Source organism: Idiomarina rhizosphaerae (assembly GCF_024159085.1).
GTDB classification, from domain to species: Bacteria; Pseudomonadota; Gammaproteobacteria; order Enterobacterales; family Alteromonadaceae; genus Idiomarina; species Idiomarina rhizosphaerae.
Genome location: NZ_JAMZDE010000001.1, coordinates 152,283 through 175,052, shown reverse-complemented (window position 1 = coordinate 175,052; position 22,770 = coordinate 152,283). Strand labels below are relative to the sequence as shown.

Genomic DNA, 22,770 nt, shown 5'->3' with positions numbered 1-22,770 from the left:
TTAACTGACTTTTAGTGGTAGAGCGTCGATCTTCGTCAAAATAAAAGGTATATTAAAAATGTATCTTTTATTAATAAGCGGTGACAGTGATGCAAATCACAGACAGACAAAAAGAAGAGCAGTTAACTCCTATTCTGCGGCAGGCGTTTCGGCCTCTGTTCCTTTTGGGTGCAGGGTTCAGTGCCGTAGCGATGCTGCTGTGGGGGTTAGCACTTGGTGGAAAGCTCAGTTTGCCTGTATATGGCAACATCATGTTCTGGCACAGCCATGAAATGATATTTGGCTTTGTTATTGCCATAGTCCTGGGTTTTTTATTAACTGCGGTGCAGAACTGGACCGGACTTAGGGCACCACATGGCAAAACTCTGCTTATTCTGACCGTTTTATGGGCAGCCGCCAGGTTAATGTTGCTGTTGGGCGGTGAACTGCCATGGTGGTTAGTTGCAGCCGTGGATGTCAGTCTTTTACCTGTTGCCGCGTTTCTGTTCGGGCGTATGGTGCTAAAAGTAAATCAGACCCGAAATTTATTCTTTGTGCCCATTTTGCTGTTGCTGACGGTGTGCAACTTGCTTATGCACTACGGCTTACACTTTGGTCACTATCATATTCAGGTGCTTGGTGCTTACAACGCAGTATTTCTGGTGACCTTGTTAATGGCCATTATTGGCGGACGAGTGCTGCCAATGTTTACTGCCAACGGTACGCAAACGCCTAAAGTAACGCCAATTGTCTGGCTTGATCGCATCGCCTTAGGCAGCTTGTGGCTTATCTTTGCTGTGCACTTTCTGAATCTGCACACGCTGTTGCCTAACCAGATAATGGTCGTTCTATTTGGTGTTTCAGCGGTGGCAACCGGTATAAGAGTTGCGCGCTGGAAAATCTGGATAACCTGGAGAGTACCGCTGCTCTGGTCACTGCACTTAGCTTATTGGTTTATTCCGGTTGGTCTGGCCTTATTTGCATTGCGTTACGCGGGCTTTGACCTGACTCAGAGTGTTGCGTTACATGCCTTAACCGCGGGAGCTATGGGGAATATGATCCTCAGCATGATAGCGCGCGTTTCGCTAGGCCATAGTGGGCGCCCGTTGCAACCCAAACTGATAATGACCGGCGCATTTTTACTGGTATTAATAGCCGCATTAACCCGGGTCTTTTTAATGTGGCTGGCTCCTGATTTAGCCAGCCAGTGGTTAATGTTTAGCGCTATAGCCTGGACAATGGCTTATGGTATTTATGTTGTGGTTTATTTTAAGGTGCTGACAACACCCCGCGCCGACGGTAACCCGGGTTAAGTCTCTTCCGGAGAGTGGTCGGGGCGCGTAGCCAGCCAGCACCCGACCACAACCAGAACAACCCCGACAATTGCTTTTAACCACACCGGAACCTGCGGAACAAATAACCATAGTACCAGGTACCCGGTTGCCATCATGACTAAGGCGATTATCTTAGAGCGGCGTTTAATGACCCGGTGTTCGCGCCAGGCTTTTATGTCCGGGCCGTATTTAGGGTGGTTAAGCAGCCAGGCTTCAAGCCGGGGCCAGCCTTTACTAGCAGCCCACAATGCCGCAATGAGAAAAGGCACTGTGGGCATTACCGGCAGGGCAATGCCAATAAGTCCAAGCAATACAAAAAATAGCGCCAGAGCGCGCCACAATAACCGAATTAACAGCTCCCGCGTCACGACTTCATTCCTAATCTGCTGGCCATTTTGTGCAGGTTACTGGCATCCAGCTGCAGGTCTTTAGCGGCCTGACTCCAGCTGTTGTTGTGACGGCTCAAAGCCGCTTCTATCATCTTACGCTGAGTATAATTTACCGCTTCTTTCATCGACACGTTAGCCGGAGGTAAGCTGGTTCCTGCGGAGTTTTTTCCAGAGTCGGTGGTGGCTGACAAAGGTAGTTGCACATCCAGATCCAGCATGTCGGGTTCAATGGTGGCAATATCGGTTTTTTCCACTCCGTGGCTCAGTAGCTTAATAGCGGCCCGGCTTATAACATGTTCCAGTTCACGCACATTACCCGGCCACTGATACTGCTGTATGGCAAGCTCAGCCTCCGGCGATAAACGCAAAGCCCTTAACCCCAGACGAGCCCGGTTTAGCTCGAGAAAATGTCCGGCCAGAATAGACACATCGTCACCGCGCTCGCGTAATGGCGGAATTGGCAAAGGATAAACCGAAAGGCGGTGGTATAAATCAGCACGGAAAGTTTCATTACTGACTTGCTGGCGCAGATTGCGGTTGGTGGCTGCTATGAGGCGAACATCTACTTTTCGGTATTTGTCAGAGCCTAAACGCTGAATTTCACCGTTTTGCAGTACCCGCAATAATTTGGCCTGTATGGATAATGGCAGCTCGCCAACTTCATCCAGAAACAGCGTGCCGCCGTGAGCGACTTCAAAGCGTCCTGAACGATCGTTGGTTGCCCCGGAAAACGCCCCTTTTACATGACCAAAAAGCTCGCTTTCTGCAAGTGATTCCGGCAGAGCCGCGCAGTTCACATAAATAAGGGGTTTGTCGCTGCGCTGTGAGAGCAAGTGCAGTTCACGGGCAAACAGCTCTTTACCGACACCGGTCTCGCCCAGTAGCAACACGGGCAAATCGGCACTGGCAACTACCCGCAGTTCTTTGAGTACACTTTCAATGGCTTTGCTGTGCCCGATAATTTCCGATTCGTTTCTTTCTGTGGTTCCGGATTTTGGCATGGTGCGCTGCTGGCCTTGTCGCAGAGCCCTGACGTTTTGCTCCAGCTGGCCAATGCGAACGGCGGTCTCAACGAACAAGCTAAACTTTTGCAATTCAATCATTGAGTTGTCGGTAAATGTACCGGGTTGCAGTGCGTCTAACGTCAGTACACCCCAGCACTTATTCTCCAGATACAAACTAATACCCATACAGTCGTGAACGGGTAGCGCATTACCTGGCTGCTCAGCGAGCAGTCCGTCGTAGGGGTCTGGTAATGACGAGTCGTGCTCAAACCGCACGGGGTTACGAGAAGCCAGTAATGCTGCTAACCGGGGATGTTGCGCCACAACGAAGCGGCGGCCCAGGGCTTCGCGTACCAGTCCCTGAATAGCAACCGGTTGCAGCACTTCATTATCCAGCTTTAATAAAACCACTGCGCCGCAGTTAAAGTGGCTGCGCAAGGTGTTGACCAAATTTTGTAAACGAACGGCTGCAGGCTGCTCGGTAAGCAGGTCTGCTAATAGACTTTCTTGCAACATGGTTAAATTGACTGCCCAGGTTAAAAATACCCTTATTGGTTGGGTTGATAGTACCGCGGCACCCCGGAGAGTCAATAATCCTAACGGGGTAGGAGCTGGCCTGTTTGTTGCAAACCAGACCTGAGTAGAAACTTTATTTAGCAAACAGGAGTGACCCATGAGTACTTTCAATGACCGTTTACAGACTGCCGAGCAACAATGGCAGGACGCTTCACCCAAGCATTTGATAGAGCACATTTATCTGCGTTTTCATCAGCGCCATCGCGAACAGCTTCCTGAGTTAAAGCAATTGGCTATGCGCGTTGAAGCTGTTCATGGTGATCACCCCGAAGCCCCGGTTGGTCTGACTGAACACCTGGATAACCTGATGCAGGAGCTGGAAAGCCACATGACAAAAGAAGAACAAATTCTGTTTCCTTTGCTGTCTCGTGGTGTTTATCCGGGCGGGCCAATTTCAGTAATGGAAAGCGAACACGTTCAGCATGAGGGGGAACTTAACAGAATTGATGAACTGACCAATAACTTAACGCTGCCGGAAGGCGCCTGTGGTACCTGGACAACTCTTTATAAAGGCTTAAAAGAGCTGCAGGATGATTTGCACGAGCATATTCACCTGGAAAACAACCTGCTTTTTGTTGAAAAGAAAGCATCGGCACCTGAGCACGGTAAAGACTTTTGTTGCGGTTCGTGTCAGTAACCCTGCTTAAAATACATCACTTTTTCTAAATATCGGCGGCTCTCCGACAACGGATGCTTAGAAGTTAAGTCCCGGTAAACAATGCCGGGCTGACTTCGGTTTATAATTTGAACCGCGTTGCTACGATTGGAAGAAAAGGTTTTCAGCACGTTACCGGCGCCACCGTTGTATGCTGAAACAATAGCGTATTCGCGGCTGCGCGGGTGTTGCACGCCTTTTAGGTACTGGGTATTCAAAATGTGCAAATAGGCACTGCCAATATCAATGTTCTGTGCGGGGTCAAACAATTGTTGAGACGTGGGCTGCCCGGGAATTTTACGAACGCGCTCAAACACGTCACGTCCGGCGGTCGATGCCACTACCTGCATTAAGCCGTAAGCGTTAGCGTGGCTCACCGCATAAGGGTTAAAACTGCTTTCTGTTTCAATAATGGCATAAATAAGCTCAGGCTCCAGGTTATAGCGTCGCGCTGCGGCTATCACGTAGTCGGCATACTGGTGTTTGCGCAGCTCCTTGTGTTCATCAACTAAGGCAATTTGAACCTCATACACCTGGTTGTTCTTAGCGCGGCGGGTGTGCAGTTGGTTTTTCACCAAGTACTCGGCAAAGCGGTTTGCCCGCCATTCGTATTCGACTACGACATTGTCCTGGTCAACAACTTGTCCGCGCAAAAACGGTTTTCCTGTCCGTCCTGGCTCTTTATCGGTAAAAATATCAACGGCAGTGAGGTCGGTTGGCGTTAACAGCGTACGCACAATAGCGGCTTTGAGTTGTTCCTGGGTTTTGGCTGGATCATTGCTGTCATGCAATGTCGCAACGGTCAGCAGGCCCTGCTCAAAATCGACAACGGCTTTGGCATGAAAGTTATCACTGTATTTAACGTACTTCTTTGCGCTGGGAACCGTGTTTTCCTCGTCACCCCATATGGCCTCAGCAACGGCACGCAGATCGCGCAAAGCCTTGCGTAAGTCCTCAATGTCGCTAATAAGCTGTTGCGGGTTGCTGCGGTAGCTGTGCAAACGCTCACGCGCCATAGATTCCACCACTGCGCTTGGGTCGTTACCGCTAAACACGCCTGAATTGACCACGCGTTTTACGTTATTAGGTGTTATTTGGCATCCTGCCAAAATTAGCGTTGTGGCTATAGCCGCCAGCAGCGTGGTTAATTGAGTCTTTTTATTCATAGTACCTAAATTGAGCTTCACTTCCCTTGTTCAAGCTTTTACATTAGAGAGACATAAAAAGAAACCCTAAGCACAGTTTAAAAGTGCATAAAACAACAGGAATGAAGATGCGCAGTCTCAAATTTGCGGCGCTGATAGCCGCCTCATGGTTGGTCATGCCGACTCAAGCACAACAACTCTCGGGCGAGAGTTCGTTACTCCCCGAAGCTAACTACAGTAATTCAGAAGTGACTGTTGAGCAGGTTCTGGGTTATCCGCTTGGCACTAAAATTACCAGCCCGGCCGACATGAGCCGTTATTTTGAAGCTCTGCAGCAGGCTTACCCCAAACAAGTAAAATTGCTTGAGTACGGCAAAAGCTGGGAAGGGCGTACGCTTTATTACGCGGTTATTTCCAGTGAAGACAATATGGCTGACTTTGACGGTTTTATGAAGGGCATGCAGGCCTTAGCCGACCCGCGCAAAACCGACAGCGATAAGGCTGAGCAGTTAATTGACGAATTGCCCGGTAGCATCTGGCTGTCCTATGGCGTTCACGGCAATGAAATTTCGTCACCGGAAGCCGCTATGGTAACCGCCTATCATTTACTGCATGACCAGCGTGAGCAGACCCAACGCTGGTTAGATAACACCATGGTGTTCATAGATCCGCTGCAAAACCCGGACGGACGAGCCCGCTTTGTGGATCGTTACTACATGAGTGTTGGGCTGGAGCACTCGGGGGACCGCCGCAGTGCGGAGCACAACGAACCCTGGCCTAACGGGCGCACTAACCACTACCTGTTTGATATGAACCGCGACTGGATAGCGCTGACTCAGCCTGAAATTAGCGGGCAAATTGATGCCTTACTAAAATACTATCCGCTGGTGTTTGTTGACCTGCATGAAATGGGTGGCGATTCCACTTATTATTTCACCCCAGAGGCTCGGCCTTATAATCCACTGATTACCGAGTCACAACGCGAAACGCTGAACTGGATTGGTAAAAATAACAGCCAGTGGTTCGACGAAAAGGGCTTTGATTATTTTACCCGCGAAATTTTCGACGCGTTTTACCCGGGCTACGGTGCCAGCTGGCCGCTGTATCAGGGCTCAGTTGCAATGACCTATGAGATGGCTTCAGCACGTGGGCATTTATTTGACCGTGCAGACGGCGACGTACTGACCTACGCCGATGGTGTTCAGCAGCATTTTATAGCGTCTATCTCGACTATTCAGACAGTTTCCCAACGCCGCGAAGCCTTATTGCAAAAGTTCTGGGAATACCGCAAGTCAGCGGTTGAAGCAGGCGAAGACGGTGATGTCCGCTCTATTATTCTGCCTGCCAAGGATGACCCGGCTGCCGCACGTAAACTGGCCTCTTTACTGGTTGAACAGGGTGCAGAAGTGAAGCTGGCGGAAAAGGCGTTTGACGTCTGCGGTACTGATTATGAAGCGGGCGCTTATATCATTGATATGGCACAGCCCGCACACCGCATGATACGTACCTTAATGGATAAACAGGTGGATATGGCAGATGACTTCCTGGTAGAGCAGGAGCAGCGCCGTAACAATAATCTACCGGACCAAATTTACGATGTAACCGGCTGGTCACTGCCGCTGATGTTCAATGTCGACAGCCACACCTGTGATGATTTACCTGACGTCGCCACAGCCTTTGTAGAAGAAGGTCGTATTGAGCCTGGCAAAGTGGCTAACCCGGACGCCAAAGTGGCTTTTTTGGTTCGTTGGGGTGACATGAATGCAGGGCGTTTCCTCACTGCTGCGTTGCGCGAAGGTTTAGAGGTTCGCCAAAGCGAATTAGCCTTTACCCACGAGAACGCCGGTGAATTCCCCAGTGGTTCATTGATTTTAACCCGTGCTGACAACCCTGATGGTTTGCAGACTAAATTGCAAAAGCTCGCTGAGGCTTCAGGCGCAACCGTTGAAGGCGTTGATACAAGCTGGATGACTGAAGGGCCTAACTTTGGTTCGCACAACGTAAGCAAACTGGAAGCACCGAAAATTGCTATTGCCTGGGATGAGCCGGTTAGCCCTTACAGTGCAGGGCATACCCGCTTTGTGATTGAACGCCAGATGGGTTATCCGGTAACAGCTATTCGTACCATGCAGTTATTGCAAAATGACCTTAATGGGCTGGATGTTCTGATACTACCGGAAGGTGCATACTCCGGCGTGCTTAACGACAAAACCGTTGAGAAAATCCAGCAGTGGGTTTCAGACGGCGGTGTGCTGCTGACTTTAGGCAGTGCTTCTGCCTGGGCTGTTGAAACCGGTCTGCTGAATACCCAACTGGAACGCAAAGTGCCGGAAGAGGGCGTTACTGAGCCTGACGAAGAAATTAAAGTAGACGGTAAGGTGATTGAAAGCCGCGAGCAGTTCTTAACGGAAATAAAACCGCACGGCGCTGACCCCGACTGGGTGCCCGGTGCGTTATTAAATGCCAAAGTGGATACAAACCACTGGTTAAGCGCCGGCGTTAAACCGCAGGTAGTAAGTATTTATAACGGTAATGATGTGTTTACCCCCATTGATATTGATCATGGCCGCAACATTGCGTGGTTTGCTGGCGCGGATAGCCTGTTAGCCAGTGGCTTTTTGTGGGACGATATAGCTCAGCAACTACCTTACAAGCCGCTATTAATTTGGCAGCCAAGTGGCAAAGGCATGATTATCAGCTTTACTCAGGAACCCACGTACCGTGCCTATATGGACGGCTTAAATACCTTGCTGATAAACGCCTTGTTCCTGGCACCGGCAAAAGCACAATAGGAGTCTGACATGGCACAGTTTGGAGTTATTGGTCTGGGCCGCTTCGGCGCCCGGACATCACTGGAATTATTAGAGCTAGGCCATGAAGTTATTGGCGTTGATGCTGACGAGAAGCTGGTTGAAGAACTTGCCGATCAGCTCACGCACTCGGCAATTTGCGATGTTACCGACGAGAAAGCACTAAACGAGCTCGACTTATCGAATTGCGACGTGGTTCTGGTTGCTATTGGTGAGGATTTACAGGCCAGTTTGTTGTGTGTACTGCACTTAAAAACTATTGGTGTTGAGACCATATGGGCGAAAGCCACGTCTAAGTCGCATCACCAAATTTTATCGAAGCTTGGGGTAAGTCGCATTATTCACCCGGAAGAAGAAATGGGCATAAGAGTTGCTCAGGCTTTGAATTATCCTATGGTTAATGAGTACATGTCGCTTGGGCATAACTGGTTTTGCGTCGAAATTGCGTTAGGCGAAAACCTTGAAGGCAAAACACTAAACGACATTTTGCCTGATAATACCGATAACTTTCATTTGTTGTTATTAAAAAAGCGGGACGAAGTGACGGTTACTCCTGGCCCGGAAACAACCATAGAAGGCCATGAAACGCTGGTCATGGCGGGTAGCTTAAAAGCGCTGAAATCAATCGCACCGAAGCTGGTCGAAGAGTCATGAAGCAATGGTTACCCTCTTTTTTTATGGCGTACACCAGAGCCAGACGGAGCCAGCATAAAAAGCTTAAAGTAGGTCCGCCGGTTGTTCTTGCCGGCGGCTTTTTTGTTTTAATTTTGTTTGGCGCCTTATTACTAAAACTTCCTTTTGCGACTGTTGAACCTATTACCTGGCTAGAAAGTCTGTTTACTGCGGCATCGGCGGTGACAGTAACCGGACTGGTGGTAGTCGATACCGGTCAGGCCTACACCCCTTTCGGACTCACCGTTATTGCAATTTTGATTCAGACTGGCGGCATTGGCTTTATGACATTTGCCATTCTGGCGGTTATGTCTATGGGCGGAAACATTGGCATTAGCTATCAGCTCGTCGCAAGAGAGGCGATGCAGCAGACCAGCTTAAAAAATATTGCTAAGACTGCCAGAACCGTTTTCTACCTGGCATTGATTGTTGAGCTTCTGGGAACCGTAGTTTTGACGTTAACCTGGTGGGGGGAGTTTGGTTTCTGGGGAGCGTTAGGCGAGGCTGCTTTTTATTCAATATCAGCTTTTAACAACGCGGGGTTCGCTCTTTCTGCAAACAGCTTAAGTGACTACGTTGGCAGTATTCCCGTGAACTTGGTTGTCACGTTCATGTTTATTGTCGGCGGCTTAGGTTTTTCAGTATTGATGAACATATTCGAGAAGCGACGCTGGCATCAATTCTCGGTATATACACGCAGTATCCTTATCGCCACTTTAGTCATTAATCTGGTATCTGCCATTATATTTTGGTTAATGGAGCATAATAATCCGGACACCCTGGGGTCTTTATCGACACTGCAGCAAACGCTTGCGTCGTGGTTTCAGGCGACAACGCCGCGAACAGCGGGCTTTAATACTGTAGATATTGGGCAACTGCGCGAACCAACCTCAATGTACATTATGTTGTTGATGTTTATTGGTGGCGGCTCAATGAGTACTGGCGGCGGTATTAAGTTAGGTACTTTCATTGTTCTGATGATGGCAACTTACGCGTTTCTGCGACGCAGACAGCACGTGACGTTGATGCAGCGTAGTATTGAGCAGCAAATGGTGATGAAAGCTCTGGCTGTCTCAATGATTACGCTGTTAATGGCGTTTCTCGGTATCTTTTTTCTAATGATTTTGAATCCGCTGCCGTTTATAGATGTAAGCTTCGAAGTTTTATCGGCATTGGCGACGGTAGGGCTGTCACGAGGAATAACGGGCGAGTTAACTGAAGTGAGCCAGATTTTAGTCATTATTCTGATGTTTGCCGGACGGGTAGGGCCGCTGACTTTAGTGTACTTTTTAACAACTCCACACCGAAAAAGAGTGCGTTACCCGAAAACAGAAGTGCAGGTGGGGTAGTTTGCTAAATACAGAGTAACTTTAAGAGACTGATCAAAAAACAATAACAAGAGAAGCTCCGAAGATGCTGAATAAATTAAAGTTCACGCAAAAGGTTATTATTGTTGCGTCGTTGATACTGGTACTCGTGCTGGGTGTCTTCACGCTGACCAACTTTTTGCAGATGTCGAATCAAACCCGCAGTAATTTGCAGCATCAAATGCAGGCTTTGTCCGACTCTGTATCAAACAATATTTCGCAGTGGTTTGATGACCGTATGAGCATTGTTCAGGCAACCGCCGATGCCTACAATGTTGATGATTCTACAGACCGAGCCTTAGAGCGGGTTCAACAGTCCAAAGCCGCCGGTAAGTTTAAAAATGTGTATTATGGCTTGCTCGACGGGACTTTTCTGCTCGATGATCCCAGCATCGACCTGCCGGACGATTACGATGCCCGCAGCCGTCCCTGGTACCAGCTGGCGGTTGATGAGGGGCAGCCAACCTATACCGCGCCTTATATTGACGTTACCACCAATGAATTGACCATTACCGCGGTGGTGCCCATGCGTCGTGATGGTCGTCTGGTGGGAGTTGCCGGCGGCGATATGATGCTGGATGAGATTTCTGAAATTGTTAATGACATCGATTTTATGGGTCTGGGTTATGCTTTTTTGGTTAGCGGTGATCGAAATATTCTGGCACACCCCAACAAAGACTGGATTGAAAAATCTGTGAACGATTATGCCGGGCAGCCAGTTGCTTTAAGTTCTGATTTCTCCGAATACCGTATTGATGGAGCGGATCGCCTCGTGTCATTCCATAAAATAAAAGGTATTCAGGGAGTTGAGTGGTATCTGGGAGTGGTTATTGACCGAGAACAGGCTTACAGCAACGTTTCCTCCTTTGCCTGGACTGCTATTATTTATTTGGTTATTGGCATTGTGGCGGTAGTGGTGTCATTAACCTGGTTACTACGCTTATTGCTTAAACCTTTGCGCCGCTTAAATGAGGCTGTAACTGATATGGCCCGCGGCGAGGGCGATTTAACGCAGCGGCTGCCGGTTGAATCCGACGATGAGTTTGGCCTTGTTTCACGGCGCATGAATGAGTTTATTGAGAAAATTCAGCAAGCCTTGCTGGAAGTGAATGCGGCCGCACAGCAAGTGGAAGGCAACATTCGCAGCATGGTTAAGGCAAATGACGATTCAATGGACATTGGCAGCGAACAGGCCGGAAAAGCCAGCTCTGTTGCAACGGCAGTGAATGAACTGGGTGCGAGTGCTAATGAAATTGCCGAGAATGCTGCAAAAGCCTCTGAACAGGCAAGCTCTGGTACTGAAAAAGCGTCATCTGCAAGAAGCTCATTGCAACACAACCGACAACAAATTCAGCACTTGTCGGAGCGCATGGATGCCTCCAGCCAGGCAATTCATACTCTGGACGAAGACACCCAGAACATTGGTAAGATCATTGAGGTTATTAAAGGTATAACTGAGCAGACAAACTTGCTGGCTCTGAATGCGGCTATTGAAGCGGCACGTGCAGGGGAAGCCGGCCGTGGTTTTGCGGTAGTAGCGGATGAAGTGCGTAGCCTGGCTCAACGGACCTCGTCGTCGGCGGGTGAAATTGAAACCATGATAGAACGGGTCAGAGTGGGGACTCGTAGTGTGGTGGAAGTCATTCAGGAAAGTCAGGAAATAAGCAGTGCCTGTGTGTTAAGTGCGGAAGAGTCTGCTGAGCAGATGTCTGAAATTAACGCTATCATTGTTACTATCGATGATGTCAATCACTCAGTGGCATCGGCAACAGAACAGCAGACTTCAGTGATCCAAACGCTCGATCGTGACATTATGGATATAAGCAGTATGAACGATCAGAGCGTAGACAATCTAAATAATACCAAGCGAGCTTGCCGTGAACTGAACACGGCGTTTGAACGCTTGGAACAATTGGTAACACAGTTTAAACTGAATTGATCGAAATCAACTATTGGAGCAAACCTATGAACAAAGCATGGATGATTGGCGCCATAGCACTACTTGGCGGACCTGTTCTGGCAACAACGGCTCAGGCAGTAGAACGTACAGAAGCATCAGAGCAAGCCCAGGCTTATATTATTTCTCCGCAAAACGGGGAAGTGGTTGGTAAAACCTTTAAAGTGAAGTTTGGCTTAAGCGGTATGGGCGTAGCGCCGGCAGGTGTCGATGTGAAGAATACCGGACATCACCATTTGCTGGTTGATAAAGACGAACTACCAGCTATGGACAAACCTATGGGCGGTGACGTGACTCACTTTGGTGGTGGCCAGACAGAAACTACCGTGACCTTAGAGCCGGGTGAACATACGCTACAAATTATCTTAGGCGATAAGAACCACGTACCGCATAACCCGGCCGTGGTATCAGAAAAAATCACTATTACAGTGAAATAAGACTAATCCAGCTCGAGTTCGAGTTGTAATTGCTCGTTGGGGTCAGGCAATGTTGCACTGATCCCCAACAGCCTTACCCCCTTCCCTTTTCCACGCTGCCAGGCTTCGTCTAATAACTGATAAAACAGGCTGGGTGAAATAAACTGAGCACTACGGGAGACTGTTGTTTGTGTGAAGTCCGAGAATTTCAGCTTTAGTGTCTGGCTACGAATAGGCTGCTCACGCCAGTGGGTGATTTTCATTCGTTGACGCAGTTTCGGTAATAAATTGTCCTGAACATAAGCCTGAGCCGTCGATTCCAGTCGCATATCCGTTGCTAAGGTTTGTTCAACTCCGACACTTTTGCGAATGCGCTCTGTAACAACTTCGCGGCGATCCCGCCCATGGCAGCGTTCAAAGAGTACATACCCGGCTTTATCGCCAAGAATGGCCTGTAATTGCTGCAGTTCAATATTCTGAATGTCTTTGCCGGTGATAAGTCCATAGTTAGTGAGCACTTGCTGACTTTTAGGTCCAACACCCGGAATTTGTTTGAGGTTTAAGGCCGCGATGTAGTCCATAACTTCCGCCGGGCGAACCACAAACTGACCATCGGGTTTGCGCTCTTCGCTGGCAATTTTGGCTACCATTTTCTGGTTTGAAATGCCGGCAGAGCCGGTTATTCCCAGCGTCTTAATTTGGTCACGAACAAAGTCCATGGCCAAAGTCGCGCTGCCTTTAAAGCCTTCCAAATGGGTTAAGTCCAGATAAAACTCGTCGATAGAAGCCGGTTCAATGCGGGGTGTGAGTTCATGCAGAATATCCAGAACCTTATTGGACAGTTCGCGGTAGTAGTTGCCGTCAGGTCGTATAAAGGTTAATTGCGGGCACAAACGGCGGGCATGACTACCCGGCATCGCGCTTTTAACGCCAAACTGACGAGCCAGATAATTTGCCGTTGCAACAACGCCTCGTTCACCACCGCCACCGACAGCAAAAGGGCGTGTTTTAAGGCTTGGGTCGCGCAATTCTTCAGCCGAAGCAAAGAACGCATCCAAATCCAGCAAAGCTATTTTGCGAGCAATTTCAGCCAAGTGTTTATCCTTTGCACATTTGTGGTTATAATCGCATCCACTAACTGGGCGTGCAAGAACACCAGCCATTTGTAGGAGAAACCAGTGAAAGCTATGAATTCATTTTTTGTTAAGAGCGTTTTAGGCACCATGTCAATGCTGTTTGCGCTAAGCATTAGTGCGGCATCAGTGCAGGATGATATGTCACGTGAAGCGATCGCTGAGCGTATTAAGCCTTTAGGTAAGCACTATGTGGCTGGTGAAAGCAGCGCCGCTGAAGAAAGCAGCGGACCGCGGTCAGGCCAGCAAGTATACGATAAGTATTGTACAGCCTGCCATACCAGTGGTGTTATGGGTGCTCCAAAAATGAACAACGCCGCCGACTGGCAACCACGTTTAGACCAGGGCATGGAAACGGTATTGAAGCACGCAGTAGAAGGCTTTAATGCCATGCCGCCTAAAGGAACCTGTAGCGACTGCTCAGAAGAAGAAATTCAAGCTGCAATTAACTATATGACCGAAGAAATTTAGTTTCATATGCATCTTCAGCAAAAAAAGGCCACCACCCGGTGGTCTTTTTTGTGTCAATCGACGTTAATTCGTTTTCTTAACTTCCCTCACTAATTAATTTTTAACCAGATCTTTTCTATTTTTTGACACAGGTCTATACTGTACGACTGTTACCAAAAGCAACAAGTGTTAACAAAATGTATTTCGCGGCAAGGAGTGTCAGTGTCTAAGGTTGAACCTGAATGACAGACCGTACGCATAGCGAGGAACAGCTTCAGAATATAAAAACTGAAAATGAACGCTTGCACAAAGTCATCGCCCGCCTAAAGGGGTTGACCCAAAAGTATCGGTCTGCTGAAGTCGTACAAAAAGCGCTGTTCCGAATATCGGAACTGGCGGCTTCTGCGCGCGAAATGGACAACTTTTATCAGTCTCTGCACGAGATTATCGGCGAGCTGATGTACGCCCGTAATTTTTATATTTGCCTTTACGAACCTCAGGAAGAGCTGGTTGATTTTGTTTATTTTGTCGACGAAATTGATCAGGACACCTTATTTGAGCGCATTCCTATAGAGCAATTAAAGAAAGGTTTAACAGGCTATGTTTTGCGAAAAGGCCAGTCTTTGCTTTGCCCTCCGGAAGTGTATCAGCGCTTAATTGATAACGCCGAAATAGAAGGTTTAGGGGCAGAGCATCAGGACTGGCTAGGTGTTCCGTTAAAACGTGGTGACGTGACCATAGGTGTTATGGTGGTGCAGAGCTACAGTGCCGACGTTCGTTATGACGCCTCAGATGAAGATTTGCTCACCTTTGTATCGCAACACGTGGTGAATGCTTTAGAGCGTTTAAAGCAGCGCGACTTAATGCAAAGTGAAATAGAACACCAGACAGCCGAATTGCGCCACGCGAATGAAAGCTTAATGAGCGAAATTACCATTCGCGAAAGGGCTGAGCAGCAAACCTCGGTGCTCTTTGCTATTTCCGAGCTGACCAATACCTCTGACGATATGAACGCTTTTTATCGGCAGTTGCATAGGCAAATCGGTAAATTGATTCATGCCGACAACTTCTTTGTCGCGCTTTTATCAGACGATAAAAAGTTTATACATTTTCCCTACCATGTTGATGAAACAGGCGCTAAAGCCGAACGACGACGAGCCGGTAAAGGTTTAACAGAATACGTTATTAAAATGCGTGAACCGGCCTTTATCGATGCTCCTGTACGTCAAAAACTGCTGAAGAAAAACGAAATAGAGTTAGGCTACGGTGGTATGAAACTGGCTAAACAATGGCTCGGTAGCCCTTTAATGATGAACGGGCAGGTGTTTGGGGTTATTGCGGTACAGACCTACGACGGCGATTTTTTATACCATAGCGATGATTTAGAGCTGCTGAACTTTGTTTCGCAGCACGTTGCCGTGGCCATTGACAGAAAACGCTCAGCGGAAGAAATTCAGCGGGTGAACCAGTTCCTCGAAAAGAAAGTGGCAGAGCGTACCGAAGAGCTGGTGTCCGAAATAGAACGACGGAAAAAAACCGAATCCAGCTTATTCCATGCAGCGCATCACGATAACCTGACCGGCTTACCTAACCGCATATTGTTCAATGAACGTTTGCAGCAGGCCGTGGCGCATAAACGACGGCACCCTGAGCACCATTTTGCGGTGCTATTTGTTGACCTGGACCGCTTTAAAAATATAAACGACACGCTCGGGCACTCTGCCGGCGATGAGTTCTTGCTGGAAGTCAGCAAGCGTATTGGTGACTGCGTGCGTGACAACGACATGGTGGCGCGCTTAGGTGGTGATGAATTCGTTATTCTGCTGGATACCATTACCAGTATTGATGACGCCAAAGACGTTGCCAAGCGCATGATCCAGCAAATGAGTGAGCCTTTCCACCTGAACGGACAGGAGCATTACTCCGGCGCCAGTATCGGTATTGCCGAGTGTCTGGAAGAGACCGATTCGGCTGAACGACTGTTGCGCGACGCAGATGCCGCCATGTACCAGGCTAAAGGTATGGGGCGTGGACGCTACGTATTATTTGATGACAGCATGCATGAAAATCTGGTGGACAGTGTTCGTAAAGAAACGGCGCTGCGTCATGCTAAAGTTGAGAAAGATTTCGCTGTTAGTTTTCAGCCAATAGTGAATTTAACAACAGGCGAGGTCAAAGCCGTAGAAGCTAAATTGGTGTGGGAAGACCCGCGCTACAGCTTTAACAGTGAAGAGTTGTTGCCTCTGGCTGAGCGCACCGGTCTTATTGTGAAACTTGACCGCTTTGCTTTACGGGCAGCCAGCCAGTGGCTTGTTGAGAATAACGTCAGTGCCGACACTATGCTGCACCTGAATTTATCTGTGCGCCATTTATTGAAAACCAGTCACTTGAATGAGCTGGTGAATATCGTGACGGAAAGCGGTGTTAAACCAGAGAATATCGCACTGGAATTTGATGAAACCGACCTGGTCAGAGATGGCCGTCGGGTACTGGCCAGTTTAAGGCGGCTTTCCGAGTTTGGCTTTAAGCTGGTTATAGACAACTTTGGCAGTGGTTCCGGGCCGCTTCAGTTCCTGTATAACTTTCCGTTTACCATACTTAAGCTGGATCATCATTACATTGCCCGGCTGAGCAGTAATAACCGGGCGCAGGCCATGTTAAAGCACATTGTGACCTTGTGTCATGAGCTCGATATTGCTGTTTATGCCGATGGACTGGAAACTGAAACGCAAAAAAATGATGTGGAAAAGCAAGGTGTTATGATGGGGCAGGGCAGCTTCATTGACGAAAACTATGAAGGCACTGTAGCCAAAGACGACGACACCTCTTTCGTATCAGCTTAGTTTGGCACTACTTTTTCAGTGCGTTTTTCAACATTTCCAGACCCTGACTTCTCTGCTCTTCACGTTCCTCGTCAGATTTTTGCTTGCGATGCTCCCATTCTAAATCGTCCTGCGGTAACTCCAGTAAAAAGCGGCTGGGTTGTGGCTCCGTTTTTTCTCCAAACTGGCGACGTTCTTTGGCCATAGTAAAGACTAACTTATGCTGGGCGCGGGTAATGCCGACGTAAGCCAGACGGCGTTCCTCTTCAATGTTATTTTCATCAATACTGCTTTGGTGCGGCAATAGACCCTCTTCCATGCCCACTAAAAACACTTGTGGAAACTCCAGACCTTTAGAGGCGTGTAAGGTCATTAGCTGCACCTGTTCAAACTGCTCGTCGTCTTCGTTACGGGACATCATATCGCGCAGCGACAAGCGGCTGACCACCTGATTCAATTCCATGGGGTCATGTTCGGCGTCGCCTTTTAGCATGTCCGATACCCAGCGGTGGAGTTCGTACACGTTTTTAATTCGCATTTCGGCGGCTTTCGCGCTGGGGCTTTGTTCAAACAACCAGTCTTCGTAGCCAATTTCGCTCAGCAGTTGTTTTACCGCGTCACTGGCGTCTTCCTGATTATCGGCACGGCGAGCCAGGGTATCTATCATGTTGCGGAACACGTCCACATGCTGAAACACACCGGTGCTAAGCTGCGTTTTTAAATGGGGCGACTGACAGGCTTCAAATAAGCTACAGCCTAACTCCTGCGACAAACGGCCAATACGCTCAACGGTCTGCGGGCCAATGCCGCGCCGTGGAGTATTAATAATGCGCAGAAAAGCGGTATCGTCGGTTGGGTTCACCAGTAACCGTAAGTAAGCCATAATGTCTTTGACTTCCGCGCGAGCAAAGAACGACTGACCACCGGTAATTTTGTAGGGAATGCGGTTGTTCATCAGAGCTTTTTCAAACAGACGCGACTGGTGGTTACCACGGTATAAAATGGCAAAGTGATGATACGGCGTTTTGCGCAGGAACCGCTGTTTTACAATTTCGGCAACCACGCGTTCCGCTTCATGCTCTTCGTTACGACCAAAAATAACGCTTATCGGCTCGCCGTACTGCATTTCCGAGAACAGCTTTTTCTCAAATACGTGCGGGTTGTTCTCAATGAGAATATTTGCGGCTTTCAGAATACGACCGTGCGAGCGATAGTTTTGTTCCAGCTTAACCACGTCCAGCTGTGGGAAGTCCTGCTTCAACAAGGCCAGGTTTTTAGGCTGCGCACCACGCCAGGAATATATCGACTGATCGTCGTCGCCTACCACGGTAAAGCGAGCGCGTTCGCCCACTAATAATTTAACCAGTTGGTACTGACTGGTGTTGGTATCCTGATATTCGTCCACCAATAAATACTGAAACTTTTTCTGCCAGCGTGCGCGGGCGTTTTCGTTGGTCGCAAGCAACTGGGTCGGCAGGCGGATCAGGTCATCAAAGTCCACGGCATTACAGGCGCTCAGGTTATTCTGGTATTGCTGATAAACCTGAGCAAAGGCCTTTTCCTGATCGTTCCCGGCTTTTTGTAGAGCCAGCTCCGGCGACAGCATGGCGTTCTTCCAGTGGCCTATCTGGTGCTGACAGGCTTGAATCAGCGCTTTGTCGCCCTCAAATACATCTTCAGTAAGGGCGTTAAGCAGGGCGTAGGTGTCCTGGTCGTCAAACAATGAAAAACCGGGCTTAAACCCCAGGGTACTGAGTTCGCGGCGAATAATATTCAGCCCCAAAGTATGAAAGGTGCACACGGTTAAACCGCGCAGTTGAGCTTTCGGCAAGGTTTGTGCAATACGCTCTTTCATCTCTTTGGCGGCTTTATTGGTAAAAGTCACTGCACCAATTTGCCGGGCGGTGTAAATTTGCTGACGGATCAGGTAGGCAATTTTCTCCGTTATTACCCGGGTTTTGCCACTACCGGCGCCGGCAAGCACCAATAAAGGGCCCTGGATGTAATGTACAGCCTGGTTCTGGCGATCGTTCAGCATGGGCGCCGCGGAGTTCCTGATTCGTGAAAAAGCTGATAAGAAGCTCGGATTTTACCTGAATCTCCTGCTAAGCTAAACGCATAAGCAACGATTTACACAAAGAGAGACTTATGGACAACAAAACAATAGAGAATATTGCTCGCCAAATTAACGACAGCATGCCAGCCGGTGTTAAAGAACTGGCCGGAAACATGGAGCAGCGGGTTAAGCAGACACTGCAATCACAGCTGTCGAAACTGGATTTAGTCACCCGCGAAGAGCTGGACGTACAGCAGCAAATGTTACTGCGCTTACGTGAGCGTGTTGAACTGTTAGAAAAAGAGCTGCAAGCGACCAAGAACCAAAACAAGGACTAAGTCAGCCGTATGATCCAATGGATTAGTGGAAAAGTTGTCGAGAATTACCGTTGGAGTTCTGGCGTTTTCAGTTTGAGAGTTGTGTCTGAGCCTTTTGACTTTAAGGCCGGGCAATTCGTCCGTTTAGGTCTGAATGTGGGGGGCGAGCAACTATTGCGCGCCTACTCGCTGGCCAGCGAACCCGGCGAAGCCATACTGGATTTTGTCATAGCTGAAGTGGAAGACGGCGAGGTCAGTACTAAGTTAGCCAAGCTGCAGCCCGGCGATAACGTGGATATTACCCAGCCCGCTGGTGGTTTTTTCACGCTGGACGAAGTGCCGGACGGCGACAGCTTGTGGATGCTTTCTACGGGAACCGGCATTGGCCCGTTTATTTCTATGCTAAGAACCGAAAAGCCGTGGGAAAGGTTTAAACGCATCAATCTGGTGCACGGTGTTCGTGTGGCAGAAGATTTGGTTTATCAGGGGCAAATAGAGCAGTGGCAACAAGAATATCCCGGGCAACTGGGCTACCAGCCGGTTATAACTCGTGAAAACATTCCCGGCGCCTTCTCTGCACGGATTCCAGAACTGATTAGCTCCGGGCAGTTAAGCGACGCACTTGAAACGCCGTTAGACACCAGCGCACAAGTCATGCTTTGCGGTAACCCCGATATGATACAAGAGTCACGCGCTGCGCTTGCGGAATTAGGGCTTGCTAAAAATACTCGCCGTAAGCCCGGTAATGTGACCTCTGAGAATTACTGGTAATTTTACTTTCGAATATTAAAGTTGCCCAATAATTCGCCGATATAAGGGGTTAACACAGGAGGTGTTTATGAAACCTTTAACCATCAGCGATTTCTCTTTCACCATAAAAAAGCCACCATCGACAGGGGTAGCTGAGCCTGCAAAAAAGCCGGAAGTAAAAGAAGCTAAGCCTCCGGAGCCCGCCATTGACACCTCAAAGCTTACCGATGAGCAGGCCGAGAAGTTCAAAGGACTGTTGTCGGTTGATCCCGAAAATGCCAAAGACATAACCGTTGAAGAATATATTGCTCTGGCTGAGAGCGTAATGACGTTTAAAGAAGAGACTATTGAGGGCTATAATCGCTATGACAATTCATTGCGAAAGTCCCAAAATCAATTAAGGGTGAAAGTTGAGCATTTCGATCCAGCTTTCGCTAATGAAAACGCTTTATCCGCATTCGCAGAGTTTAAAAATAATGCTGTTTTGACGGAGGCTGAAAGTTGGCACCCTATAACCGCGCTAAGTAGTGCAAAACGTAATGAGAATGAGGCTGTAAAGCTCTTAGATACGGAGTACTTGTCTAGTTTACAAAGCGATCTGTTAACGTATCTTAATGACAATGGGGAGCAATTGGTTGACGAGAAAGCCTGAATATCGATGTAGCTAATGTTGCTAAAGATAAAAGAGGCTCGTGAAAGCCTCTGTTATTAGTATAAGGTTTCTATTTAAAACGTTGGATTAGCGGGTATAGCCATATTCATATTCGAATGACCCTGAACCATCACCTCCACCTTGGTTTTCAACAGCCCAATAGTAAGTTCCTGCAGGTGGGTAATCTGTGGTTCCGTATAGCCCGCTGGACTCAACGTTGCTGTTTGAACTATTTATTAAATAGACTCTGAAGGTTGCTCCTGCAACATTATCGGTTATCTGAAATGTTTGATATTCACGCGCACATTCCGGATATACAGTGAATGACGCAATAACATCGATACCATCAGAAACGTCGGTATGAGTATAACCAGCCGAATAAACGGTTCTGCAAATAAGTTGAGGTTGGATCTTTCCTTCACGCTCCTGCTCTAAAGTAAATTCAGCAATAGCTGATTGAATTTCAGAGGAAGTCAGTGACTCTTTTTATGAATTTTTTAGGTGTTAGAGATTTGGATATCAATAAATAGCGTTTAAGGTCGCTAAAGTTGACTAGTAATTCGACGATATAAGGGGTTAACACAGGAGGTGTTTATGAAACCTTTAACCATCAGTGATTTCTCGTTCACCATAAAAAAGCCACCATCGACAGCGGTAGCTGAGCCTGCAAAAAAGCCGGAAGTAAACGAGACTAAGCCTCCGGAGCCCGCCATTGACACCTCAAAGCTTACCGATGAGCAGGCCGAGAAGTTCAAAGGACTATTGTCGGTTGATCCCGAAAATGCCAAAGACATAACCGTTGAAGAATATATTGCCCTGGCTGAGAGTGTGATGACGTTTAAAGAAGAGACGATAGAAGGGTATAATCGATATAAGGACGATGAAGAGTTGCGTGGTTCAAAAGTTCAGCTCGAATTAAAAATAAGATTCGGTGGATTGGATAGCTCAGAAAATGTAGTTTCGGTTTTCGACCATGCAGTTAATGATAAATCTAAAGGGCACCCTATATATGGAGCGGAAGCACTGCGTATTGCTGAACGATACAAGGAAGCTTCTAAAGAGCTGTTAGATTTAGATTATCTATCAGATCTACAAAGCGATGCGATGGAATATCTAAAAGGAATTAATGCAAAAATGATTGATGAAAGGGTGTAGATAATAGTGCCAAACAATATTTATATAGAAAAGAGGCTCCTCGTTTAAGAGCCTATTTATGAATAAGATCGGTAGTTGAGAGTTAGCGAGTATAGCCGTACTCATATTCAAATGAACCGGAACCATCACCGCCACCTTCATTCTCAACAGCCCAGTAGTAGGTTCCTGCGGCAGGATAGCTGGTCTATCAGAGTCAAATAGAGCCGTGGCAACAAGAATATCCCGAACAATTAAGCAACGCGTTTGAAACCCCGTTAAACAGCAGCGCATCCCGACATGATAAAAGAGTCACGCGCCGCGCTGGCTGAGTTAGGGCTCCCAAAAACACCCGCCGTAAGCCTGGTAATGTGACCTCTGAAAATTACTGGTAATGGTTATATTTGAAACGTTTTCAAGATGTTTTGGGCGGCAAACAGTTGCCTCAAAAACGGCAAACCACCGATTGTTTTTATTGCCAGCATCACTAAATTTCCCCTGAAATTTCGAAAAAACGAACGTGTTTTGCATTCTCCCTCTTAAGCTCGTTAGTTGCCATTTGAATATTCAGTACTGGATAAGGAAATTCATTAAGCTTGAATAAGACTTGGCGCGTAAGTTGCTTATTAATTTACAAAGTATAGTGACTTTGACAACAAAAGTGCTGGGGGATTTATGATTGTATCAAGGACTGAACATTTTCTATCTTCATTAACTTCGGATAAATTGCCTGCTAAAGACAACCCGCAGGGTAATACCGCTACTGACGTTAATAATGAGGTTGAATTAAGCTCTAAAGGCTCCAAATTGAGCGAAGTGTATGACGAACTTAAAGGGAAATTTAATGCCCGTGCTATGTCTCCTAATGAGATGGAGGATCTGGCAGTTTTTCTTGAAGAAAAAGGAGTGATTAGTTCATCTGAGGCTGCTGTAATGGCATTTCACTTGGATCCTTCACAAATGTCTTCTGAGGGGAAAAAACTTGACCGGGATAAACCGATTGATCAAATGGAGCGATGGACTGAGAGGCTTGAGTTTTCGAAAAACCGAAATATGGCTGAAAGTATAGAGACTAACCAGACAATTGTGAATATATTGAAAAGCCTCGCCTGAAGCAAGCGAGGCTTTTGCGTATTATTTAATATAAATTGAATC

At 47.8% G+C, this 22,770-nt stretch carries 19 protein-coding genes; 14 read left to right on the top strand and 5 right to left on the bottom strand.

Annotated features, from left to right (window positions below):
* Positions 1 to 89 precede the first annotated feature (89 nt).
* On the top strand, positions 90 to 1,292 hold the full coding sequence (locus NJR55_RS00940; protein ID WP_253617023.1) for an NnrS family protein: 1,203 nt from the start codon (positions 90 to 92) through the stop codon (positions 1,290 to 1,292).
* Here NJR55_RS00940 and NJR55_RS00935 read toward each other — a convergent pair.
* Positions 1,289 to 1,681 (bottom strand): YbaN family protein, encoded by a 393-nt coding sequence (locus tag NJR55_RS00935; protein WP_253617021.1) that lies wholly within the window; start codon positions 1,679 to 1,681, stop codon positions 1,289 to 1,291. The two genes, NJR55_RS00940 and NJR55_RS00935, sit on opposite strands and share 4 nt — an antisense overlap.
* Positions 1,678 to 3,222: a nitric oxide reductase transcriptional regulator NorR gene (norR, locus tag NJR55_RS00930; RefSeq protein ID WP_253617019.1), complete on the bottom strand. Its 1,545-nt coding sequence runs from the start codon at positions 3,220 to 3,222 to the stop codon at positions 1,678 to 1,680. Before norR ends, NJR55_RS00935 begins: the two co-directional genes overlap by 4 nt.
* A 157-nt stretch (positions 3,223 to 3,379) precedes the next feature.
* On the opposite strand from norR, the gene NJR55_RS00925 reads away from it, so the two are divergent.
* On the top strand, positions 3,380 to 3,919 hold the full coding sequence (locus tag NJR55_RS00925; RefSeq protein WP_253617016.1) for a hemerythrin domain-containing protein: 540 nt from the start codon (positions 3,380 to 3,382) through the stop codon (positions 3,917 to 3,919).
* Here NJR55_RS00925 and NJR55_RS00920 read toward each other — a convergent pair.
* Positions 3,913 to 5,103 (bottom strand): murein transglycosylase domain-containing protein, encoded by a 1,191-nt coding sequence (locus tag NJR55_RS00920; protein ID WP_253617014.1) that lies wholly within the window; start codon positions 5,101 to 5,103, stop codon positions 3,913 to 3,915. The two genes, NJR55_RS00925 and NJR55_RS00920, sit on opposite strands and share 7 nt — an antisense overlap.
* A gap of 107 nt (positions 5,104 to 5,210) precedes the next feature.
* Between NJR55_RS00920 and NJR55_RS00915 the strand changes: the two genes are divergently transcribed.
* The 5 genes from NJR55_RS00915 to NJR55_RS00895 all read left to right on the top strand — a co-directional run bounded on the left by NJR55_RS00915 (position 5,211) and on the right by NJR55_RS00895 (position 12,325).
* Complete coding sequence (locus NJR55_RS00915) at positions 5,211 to 7,874, top strand: M14 family zinc carboxypeptidase (protein ID WP_253617011.1); 2,664 nt, start codon at positions 5,211 to 5,213, stop codon at positions 7,872 to 7,874.
* 9 nt (positions 7,875 to 7,883) lie between these two features.
* On the top strand, positions 7,884 to 8,546 hold the full coding sequence (locus NJR55_RS00910) for a potassium channel family protein (protein WP_253617009.1): 663 nt from the start codon (positions 7,884 to 7,886) through the stop codon (positions 8,544 to 8,546).
* Positions 8,543 to 9,913 (top strand): TrkH family potassium uptake protein, encoded by a 1,371-nt coding sequence (locus NJR55_RS00905; protein ID WP_253617007.1) that lies wholly within the window; start codon positions 8,543 to 8,545, stop codon positions 9,911 to 9,913. The genes NJR55_RS00910 and NJR55_RS00905 overlap by 4 nt, the downstream gene beginning before the upstream one ends.
* Before the next feature lie 64 nt (positions 9,914 to 9,977).
* Entirely contained in the window at positions 9,978 to 11,870 is a 1,893-nt protein-coding gene (locus tag NJR55_RS00900) for a methyl-accepting chemotaxis protein (RefSeq protein ID WP_253617005.1), read from the top strand.
* A gap of 26 nt (positions 11,871 to 11,896) precedes the next feature.
* A complete protein-coding gene (locus NJR55_RS00895) occupies positions 11,897 to 12,325 on the top strand; it encodes a DUF4399 domain-containing protein (RefSeq protein ID WP_110013008.1) in 429 nt (142 codons plus the stop codon).
* A gap of 2 nt (positions 12,326 to 12,327) precedes the next feature.
* Here the strand turns inward: NJR55_RS00895 and dinB are convergent, their stop codons facing one another.
* Complete coding sequence (gene dinB / locus NJR55_RS00890; RefSeq protein ID WP_253617002.1) at positions 12,328 to 13,398, bottom strand: DNA polymerase IV; 1,071 nt, start codon at positions 13,396 to 13,398, stop codon at positions 12,328 to 12,330.
* A gap of 84 nt (positions 13,399 to 13,482) precedes the next feature.
* Here dinB and NJR55_RS00885 point away from each other — a divergent pair, with 84 nt between their 5' ends.
* Complete coding sequence (locus NJR55_RS00885) at positions 13,483 to 13,908, top strand: c-type cytochrome (RefSeq protein WP_253616999.1); 426 nt, start codon at positions 13,483 to 13,485, stop codon at positions 13,906 to 13,908.
* Positions 13,909 to 14,129: 221 nt separating this feature from the next.
* Positions 14,130 to 16,730, top strand: a complete 2,601-nt coding sequence (locus NJR55_RS00880) for a sensor domain-containing phosphodiesterase (protein ID WP_253616996.1) — start codon at positions 14,130 to 14,132, stop codon at positions 16,728 to 16,730.
* 7 nt (positions 16,731 to 16,737) lie between these two features.
* Here the strand turns inward: NJR55_RS00880 and rep are convergent, their stop codons facing one another.
* The gene (gene rep / locus NJR55_RS00875; protein WP_253616993.1) at positions 16,738 to 18,747 is read right to left on the bottom strand and encodes a DNA helicase Rep; all 2,010 of its coding nucleotides are present in this window, start codon (positions 18,745 to 18,747) and stop codon (positions 16,738 to 16,740) included.
* Positions 18,748 to 18,857: 110 nt separating this feature from the next.
* Between rep and NJR55_RS00870 the strand changes: the two genes are divergently transcribed.
* From NJR55_RS00870 to NJR55_RS00850, 5 genes are all read left to right on the top strand, one after another.
* Positions 18,858 to 19,103 carry an accessory factor UbiK family protein gene (locus NJR55_RS00870; protein ID WP_253616992.1) on the top strand — a complete coding sequence of 82 codons (246 nt, stop codon included), beginning with the start codon at positions 18,858 to 18,860 and terminating at the stop codon, positions 19,101 to 19,103.
* A gap of 9 nt (positions 19,104 to 19,112) precedes the next feature.
* Entirely contained in the window at positions 19,113 to 19,853 is a 741-nt protein-coding gene (locus tag NJR55_RS00865; protein ID WP_253616991.1) for a ferredoxin--NADP reductase, read from the top strand.
* 67 nt (positions 19,854 to 19,920) lie between these two features.
* Positions 19,921 to 20,484, top strand: coding sequence for a hypothetical protein (locus tag NJR55_RS00860; RefSeq protein ID WP_253616989.1), 564 nt, complete (start codon positions 19,921 to 19,923; stop codon positions 20,482 to 20,484).
* Positions 20,485 to 21,078: 594 nt separating this feature from the next.
* Positions 21,079 to 21,639 (top strand): hypothetical protein, encoded by a 561-nt coding sequence (locus NJR55_RS00855; protein WP_253616987.1) that lies wholly within the window; start codon positions 21,079 to 21,081, stop codon positions 21,637 to 21,639.
* Positions 21,640 to 22,290: 651 nt separating this feature from the next.
* Entirely contained in the window at positions 22,291 to 22,728 is a 438-nt protein-coding gene (locus NJR55_RS00850; RefSeq protein ID WP_253616986.1) for a hypothetical protein, read from the top strand.
* Positions 22,729 to 22,770 lie beyond the last annotated feature (42 nt).

Bases quoted from the DNA above. Each gene is read 5' to 3' on its own strand.
- NJR55_RS00940 (WP_253617023.1), top strand. From the start codon at position 90: ATGCAAATCACAGACAGACAAAAAGAAGAGCAGTTAACTCCTATTCTG.
- norR (WP_253617019.1), bottom strand. From the start codon at position 3,222: ATGTTGCAAGAAAGTCTATTAGCAGACCTGCTTACCGAGCAGCCTGCA.
- NJR55_RS00925 (WP_253617016.1), top strand. From the start codon at position 3,380: ATGAGTACTTTCAATGACCGTTTACAGACTGCCGAGCAACAATGGCAG.
- NJR55_RS00920 (WP_253617014.1), bottom strand. From the start codon at position 5,103: ATGAATAAAAAGACTCAATTAACCACGCTGCTGGCGGCTATAGCCACA.
- NJR55_RS00915 (WP_253617011.1), top strand. From the start codon at position 5,211: ATGCGCAGTCTCAAATTTGCGGCGCTGATAGCCGCCTCATGGTTGGTC.
- NJR55_RS00910 (WP_253617009.1), top strand. From the start codon at position 7,884: ATGGCACAGTTTGGAGTTATTGGTCTGGGCCGCTTCGGCGCCCGGACA.
- NJR55_RS00905 (WP_253617007.1), top strand. From the start codon at position 8,543: ATGAAGCAATGGTTACCCTCTTTTTTTATGGCGTACACCAGAGCCAGA.
- NJR55_RS00900 (WP_253617005.1), top strand. From the start codon at position 9,978: ATGCTGAATAAATTAAAGTTCACGCAAAAGGTTATTATTGTTGCGTCG.
- NJR55_RS00895 (WP_110013008.1), top strand. From the start codon at position 11,897: ATGAACAAAGCATGGATGATTGGCGCCATAGCACTACTTGGCGGACCT.
- NJR55_RS00880 (WP_253616996.1), top strand. From the start codon at position 14,130: ATGACAGACCGTACGCATAGCGAGGAACAGCTTCAGAATATAAAAACT.
- rep (WP_253616993.1), bottom strand. From the start codon at position 18,747: ATGCTGAACGATCGCCAGAACCAGGCTGTACATTACATCCAGGGCCCT.
- NJR55_RS00870 (WP_253616992.1), top strand. From the start codon at position 18,858: ATGGACAACAAAACAATAGAGAATATTGCTCGCCAAATTAACGACAGC.
- NJR55_RS00865 (WP_253616991.1), top strand. From the start codon at position 19,113: ATGATCCAATGGATTAGTGGAAAAGTTGTCGAGAATTACCGTTGGAGT.
- NJR55_RS00860 (WP_253616989.1), top strand. From the start codon at position 19,921: ATGAAACCTTTAACCATCAGCGATTTCTCTTTCACCATAAAAAAGCCA.
- NJR55_RS00855 (WP_253616987.1), top strand. From the start codon at position 21,079: ATGAAACCTTTAACCATCAGTGATTTCTCGTTCACCATAAAAAAGCCA.
- NJR55_RS00850 (WP_253616986.1), top strand. From the start codon at position 22,291: ATGATTGTATCAAGGACTGAACATTTTCTATCTTCATTAACTTCGGAT.